Genomic DNA, 5,520 nt, shown 5'->3' on the forward strand with positions numbered 1-5,520 from the left:
GGCCCCGCCCGCCCCGGCGAGGAGCGCGCGCGCGCCGGGCCGGAGGCCCTCCTCGCCGAGCAGCATGAGGCACGCCGCGGCGTCGGTGTTGAACCCCTCCCAGCCGCGCTCGGTGCGCCGGAGCGTGTTCACCGCCCCCACCTCGCGCGCGACCGGGTCCACCGCCTCGCAGAGCGCGGCCGCGGCCCGCTTGTGGGGGACCGTGACGTTGAGGCCCTGGAAGCCCAGCGCGTGCGCGCCGCGCAGCGCCTCCTCGAGCCGCTCGGGCGCCACCGGCAGCGCGACGTAGACGGCGTCGATGCCGAGGTGCTCGAAGGCCGCCGCCTGCAGCTCCGGCGAGCGGCTGTGGCGCACCGGCTGGCCGACGACGCCGTAGAGGGCGGTCCTCCCGCTGATCACGCGCCGCCCCCGGAGAGCCCGTCGAGGAGCGCGAAGAAGGAGGGGAAGCTCGTCGAGACGCAGGCGACGTCGTCGAGCACGACCTCCTCGCCCGAGAGGAGCTGCGCGATCGCCATCGACATGGCGATGCGGTGGTCGAGGCGCGTCTGCACGGTCACGCCGCGCAGCGGCGTCGGCCCCTCGATGGCGCAGCCGTCGTCGAAGAGCTCGATCCGCGCGCCCGCCCGGGCGAGCGTCTCTCCCATCGCGGCGAGCCGGTCGGACTCCTTCACGCGGAGCTCGCGGGCGTCGCGGATGACGGTCCGGCCGCGCGCCTGGGTCGCCATCACCATCACGACCGGCAGCTCGTCGATGAGCCGGGGGATGATCGCGCCGCGGATCTCCGTCGCCTGGAGCGCCGCCGCGCGCACGGTCACGTCGGCGCGCGGCTCGCCCGCGAGCTCGCGCTCGTTCGTCCGCACCACCTCGGCGCCCATCGCGGCGAGCACGTCGAGCAGGCCCGTGCGCGTCGGGTTCACCCCGAGGTTCCGCACCGTCACCTCGGAGCCGGGGAGCGCGGCCGCGCCGCACAGGAAGAACGCCGCAGAGGAGATGTCGCCCGGGACGTCGACGCGGCCGCCGCGGGGCCGCGCCGGGGCGATCGTCACCTCGAGGCCGTCCACGCGGACCGGCACGCCCATCCCGGCGAGCATGCGCTCGGTGTGATCGCGCGAGCGCTCCGGCTCGGCGACCGAGGTCTCACCCTCCGCGAACAGCCCGGCGAGGAGGCACGCGCTCTTCACCTGCGCGCTCGCGACCTCCAGCGCGTGGCGCACGCCCCGGAGCGGCCGGCCGCGCACCACCACCGGCGGGAGCCGGTCGCCGTCGCGCGCGGAGAGGTCCGCCCCCATGCGGCGGAGCGGATCGATGACGCGGCGGACGGGCCTGCGACGCAGCGAGGCGTCCCCGGTGAGGATGGAGAGGCCGGGCACGCCCGACAGGACGCCGGTGAGGAGCCGGAGGCTCGTGCCGGAGTTCCCGCAGTCCACCACGTCGCCTGGCTCGCGCAGCGCCGCGGGCGGGACGACCACGAGCTCGTCGCCCTCGGCGCGCACCGCCGCGCCGAGCGCCTCGACGGCGCGGCGGGTGGCGTGGACGTCCTCCGCGTCGAGGAGGCCGCGCACGCGGGTCTCGCCGGTCGAGAGGGCGCCGAAGAGCAGCGCGCGATGCGAGATGGACTTGTCGCCCGGGACCTCGATCGATCCGCGGAGCGGCCCCTCGCGACGGCAGGTGAGCGGTCCGGTTCCTGTGCTCAAAAGATCTCCTCCCGCGCCTTTCGCGCGGCCTCGAGCGCGTGGCGCGCCGCCTCGGGCGACTCGACGACGGCGGCGAGGAGCCGCGCGAGGTGGCGCTCGAGCCGCGCCGCCGCGTCCGGGAGCCCGGCGTTCCGCCGGGCGACCTCGCCCTGGATGTCGAAGGGGAACGCCGCGAGGCGCGTCATGTCCTTGAGGCCCGGGCCGGCGAGCTTCATGGCGAGCGGGCCGGCCTCGCGCGCGGCGACGGCGAGCGCGGAGGCGACGAGGTACGGCAGGTGCGAGACCATCGCCACCGCGCCGTCGTGCTCGGCGGCGGTGCAGCGCTCCACCTTGGCGCCGAGGGCGAGGTGCAGCGCGGCGACCCGCTCGACCGCCTCGGCGGGCGCGTCGGTGCAGACCGCCACCGTGCCGCCCTTCCACTTGTCGGCGCTCGCGCCGGCGTAGCCGCCGTGGCCGCCGAACATCGGGTGCGCGCCCACGAAGGCGACGCCCGGCCGGACCGCCGCCCGCGCCGCGGCGACGACGTGCGCCTTCGCGCCGCCGACGTCGGTGAGCACGGCGCCGTCGGGCAGGAGCCGCGAGACCGGCCCGAGGAGCGCCTCGATGGCGGCGACCGGCGTGCAGAGCACGGCGAGCTCGCACGCCGCGAGCGCGGCGTCCGGCGCGGCGCGGGCCTCGTCGGCGACGCCGTCGCCGAGCGCCTGGGCGCGGACGTCCTCCCGCGGCTCGACCGCGACGATGCGCACGGAAGGATCGACGGCGCGCACGGCGCGCGCGAGCGAGGCGCCCATGAGCCCCAGGCCGACGACGCCCATCGTGCGAGGGAGCGCGCTCGCGGCCACGGCTAGACCTCCCGCCCGACCGCGGCCGCCACGGCGGCGAGCCTGGGGAGGAGCGCCTCGAGCCCCGCGGGCGTGAGCGACTGCGGCCCGTCGGAGCGGGCGCGCGCGGGATCCGGGTGCACCTCGAGGAGCAGCCCGTCCGCCCCGGCGGCGACCGCCGCGAGCGCCATGGCCGGCACGAGGCTGCGCTTGCCGGTCCCGTGCGAGGGATCGACGACCACCGGCAGGTGCGTGAGCTCCTTCAGGACCGGCACCGCGGAGAGGTCGAGGGTGTTCCGCGTCGCGCGCTCGAACGTGCGGATGCCGCGCTCGCAGAGGATGACGTCGGGGTTCCCGGCCGCGAGCACGTACTCCGCGGCCATGAGGAGCTCCTCGATCGTGCCGGACATCGCGCGCTTCAGGAGCACCGGCTTGCCGGCCGCGCCGACCGCGCGCAGGAGGTCGTAGTTCTGCATGTTGCGCGCGCCGATCTGGAGGCAGTCGGCGTACTCGGCGACGAGGCCGACCGCGTCCGGGCTCATCACCTCGGTCACCACCGGCAGGCCGGTGAGCTCGCGCGCGCGGGCGAGCAGCGCGAGGCCCTCCTCGCCGAGCCCCTGGAACGTGTACGGCGACGAGCGCGGCTTGAACGCGCCGCCGCGCAGGAGCCGGGCGCCCGCCGCCTTCGCCGCGCGGGCGACCGTCTCGAGCTGCTCCCAGCTCTCCACGGCGCACGGCCCCGCCACGACCGGCACGCGGCTCCCGCCGAACGCGACGGCGGCCGGGCCGCGCCCCACCGTCACGATCGTGCGGCCCGGGTGCAGCTCCAGCGAGGCGAGCTCGTACGGCTCCGAGACGCCCTCGATCTCCGCCTCGGAGGCGCTCTTCTTGATCGGCACCATCGTCCTCGAAGTCCTCTCTAGACGGGGGCTCTTCCCCCGCCCGACCGAGCGAGTCGCGCCGCGGCCGCCGGCCTCGCGGCGCGGGCGCAGCCGGAGGCGGCTCCGCGGCGCTCGCGGTGGCGCCCCGAAGGGCTCGCTCGGCTCGTTGACTGTTCACGGATCATGATCGGTGGTCCGCTCACGGCTCCCGGTGCAGATCCGGCCGCAGCGCCTGGGCGCCGCGAAGATACACGTGGCTGCGCGGCCCGGCGGAGTCTACGTGCAGGAGCACGCGCACCACCCGGGGCATCGAGCCCGGCACCGGGATCTCCTGGGAGCAGATCATGGGGACGCTCGTCCACCCGGCGACCCGCGCCGAGCGCGCGGGGAAGTCCGCGTCGAGATCGTGGGTCACGGTGAAGATGGCCCAGACGATGTCGGCCGGGCCGATCTCGTTCCGCCGCTCGATCTCGCGGCACAGCTCGACGACGGCCTCTTCCATGGCCGGCACGCTGTTCGCCGCGACCTGCGTCGCCCCACGGATTCCGCGCATCGGGAGCGGAGGAGTCTACGGAATGGGCACACCCCTGTCCACCGCGCGGGGCGACCGGCGGCCCCGTGCGGCGCCGCACGGCGCGCGCGCGGAGCGGCGCGGGCCAGCGCCGCCGTGCTTCACCGCGAGTCCACGCGGGACGAGGGGCCGAGCACGCGGAGGTCGCCCTGGACGGGCAGCCGCCAGACGCGCTTGCACCGGCGGCACTTGAGCTCGACCGCCCCCTCGACCACCCGGGCGAGCAGGCTGCCGCAGCCGCAGCGGACGTCGTCGCAGCCGTCTGAAGAGGCGGGCGGCGCCTCCTCCATGTTGCGAGTGATTCGCATTATCGACGGAGCGTAGTCGGCCGGGGACGCTCCTGTCAACCGGGCGGGTGCCCTCACCCCGCGGCAGGTCCCCGCGCGGCGATCGCCTCGGCGAGCGCCACGAGGCGCCGCGCCGCGGCGACGTGCAGCGCCTCGACGAGCCGCCCGTCCACCACCACGACGCCCTGCCCCGCCGCCTCCGCGGCGGCGTGCGCGGCGATCACCCGGCGCGCCTCCTCGAGCTCCGCGCCGCCCGGCGCGAACGCGCGGTTGGCGGCCGCGATCGTCTTCGGGTGGATGAGGGTCTTCCCGTCGAAGCCGAGGTCGCGCCCCTGCCGGCAGCTCGCCTCGAGCCCCGCGTCGTCCGCGAGGTCGAGGTGCACGCCGTCGAGCGCGGCGAGCCCGGCGGCGCGGGCGGCGAGCAGGAGGAGGCCGAGGCTCGTCAGCACCTCGAGCCGCCCCGGCGTGTGCCGTGCGCCGAGGTCCTTCACGAGGTCGCTCGTGCCCGCGACGAGGCAGGCGAGCCGCGGCGAGGCGCGAGCGACCTCGGCGGCGGCGAGGACGCCGCGCGGCGTCTCGATCATGCACCACAGCGCGAGGCTCCCCGGGGCGCCGGCCGCCGCGAGCGCCGCCTCGGCCGCGTGCACCTCCGCGACGGACTCGACCTTGGGCAGCACCACCGCGTCCGCGCCGGCGCGCGCGAGGGCGGCGAGATCGTCCGCCCCCCACGGCGTGGCGAGGCCGTTCACCCGCACCGCGAGCTCGCGGTGCCCGAAGCCGCCCGCCGCGAGCGCCTCCACCACGCGGGCGCGGGCCTCGCGCTTCGCGGCCGGCGCGACGGCGTCCTCGAGGTCGAGGATGAGGGCGTCGGCGTCGAGCGTGCGCGCCTTCTCGATCGCGCGGGCGTTCGCGCCGGGGACGTAGAGGACGCTGCGGCGAGGGCGTACGGACACGGGGCCTCCTTCGGGTGCTCGGCCGAGCCTGCCAGAGCGCGGGGGCGACGCCCAGCCTGCCGTTCACCGAGCCGTTGCGGCGAGCCCGGGGGCGCCGAATGCTCCAGGTGCATGACGCTCGCCGCCGCCCTGATCGCGCTGCTCGCCGCGCAGGCGCCTCCCGCCGCGCCCGCCTCCGGGGCGGACCCCCGGACGCTCGGCGCCGGGCGCCAGGAGGCTGCGGCCGCGAGCGCCCCGGCGGCGCAGGACGCGACCCGCGACGGCCGGAGCTCGGCGAGCGGGACCGACGCGGCGGCAGCCGCCGCCGCTCCCG

7 protein-coding genes and 1 pseudogene are annotated in these 5,520 nt (G+C 77.3%); 1 reads left to right on the plus strand and 7 read right to left on the minus strand.

The genetic code is table 11. From position 1 onward, the window contains the following. The 7 genes from MNY60_RS23245 to MNY60_RS23275 all read right to left on the minus strand — a co-directional run. Nucleotides 1-399, minus strand: a 399-nt coding sequence (locus MNY60_RS23245) for a shikimate dehydrogenase (protein ID WP_374109415.1), incomplete at its 3' end; no start/stop codon positions are given. Then, a complete protein-coding gene (aroA, locus tag MNY60_RS23250; protein ID WP_242341436.1) occupies nt 396-1,694 on the minus strand; it encodes a 3-phosphoshikimate 1-carboxyvinyltransferase in 1,299 nt (432 codons plus the stop codon). The genes MNY60_RS23245 and aroA, both read right to left, overlap by 4 nt. Further along, a complete protein-coding gene (locus MNY60_RS23255; protein WP_242341437.1) occupies nt 1,691-2,536 on the minus strand; it encodes a prephenate dehydrogenase in 846 nt (281 codons plus the stop codon). The genes aroA and MNY60_RS23255 overlap by 4 nt, the downstream gene beginning before the upstream one ends. Before the next feature lie 2 nt (nt 2,537-2,538). Beyond that, the gene (aroF, locus tag MNY60_RS23260; RefSeq protein ID WP_242341438.1) at nt 2,539-3,417 is read right to left on the minus strand and encodes a 3-deoxy-7-phosphoheptulonate synthase; all 879 of its coding nucleotides are present in this window, start codon (nt 3,415-3,417) and stop codon (nt 2,539-2,541) included. A gap of 178 nt (nt 3,418-3,595) precedes the next feature. Continuing rightward, nucleotides 3,596-3,949: a chorismate mutase gene (aroH, locus tag MNY60_RS23265; RefSeq protein ID WP_242346607.1), complete on the minus strand. Its 354-nt coding sequence runs from the start codon at nt 3,947-3,949 to the stop codon at nt 3,596-3,598. Between the two features lie 119 nt (nt 3,950-4,068). Continuing rightward, the gene (locus MNY60_RS23270; protein ID WP_242362021.1) at nt 4,069-4,275 is read right to left on the minus strand and encodes a hypothetical protein; all 207 of its coding nucleotides are present in this window, start codon (nt 4,273-4,275) and stop codon (nt 4,069-4,071) included. Nucleotides 4,276-4,328: 53 nt separating this feature from the next. Beyond that, nucleotides 4,329-5,207 (minus strand): CoA ester lyase, encoded by an 879-nt coding sequence (locus MNY60_RS23275; RefSeq protein WP_242362023.1) that lies wholly within the window; start codon nt 5,205-5,207, stop codon nt 4,329-4,331. A 111-nt stretch (nt 5,208-5,318) separates the two neighbouring features. On the opposite strand from MNY60_RS23275, the pseudogene MNY60_RS23280 reads away from it, so the two are divergent. Continuing rightward, nucleotides 5,319-5,520 (plus strand): annotated as a pseudogene (locus tag MNY60_RS23280) (hypothetical protein); the annotation flags it as partial.

It is taken from the genome of Anaeromyxobacter sp. SG17 (genome assembly GCF_022690695.1).
Classification (GTDB): Bacteria; Myxococcota; Myxococcia; order Myxococcales; family Anaeromyxobacteraceae; genus Anaeromyxobacter; species Anaeromyxobacter soli.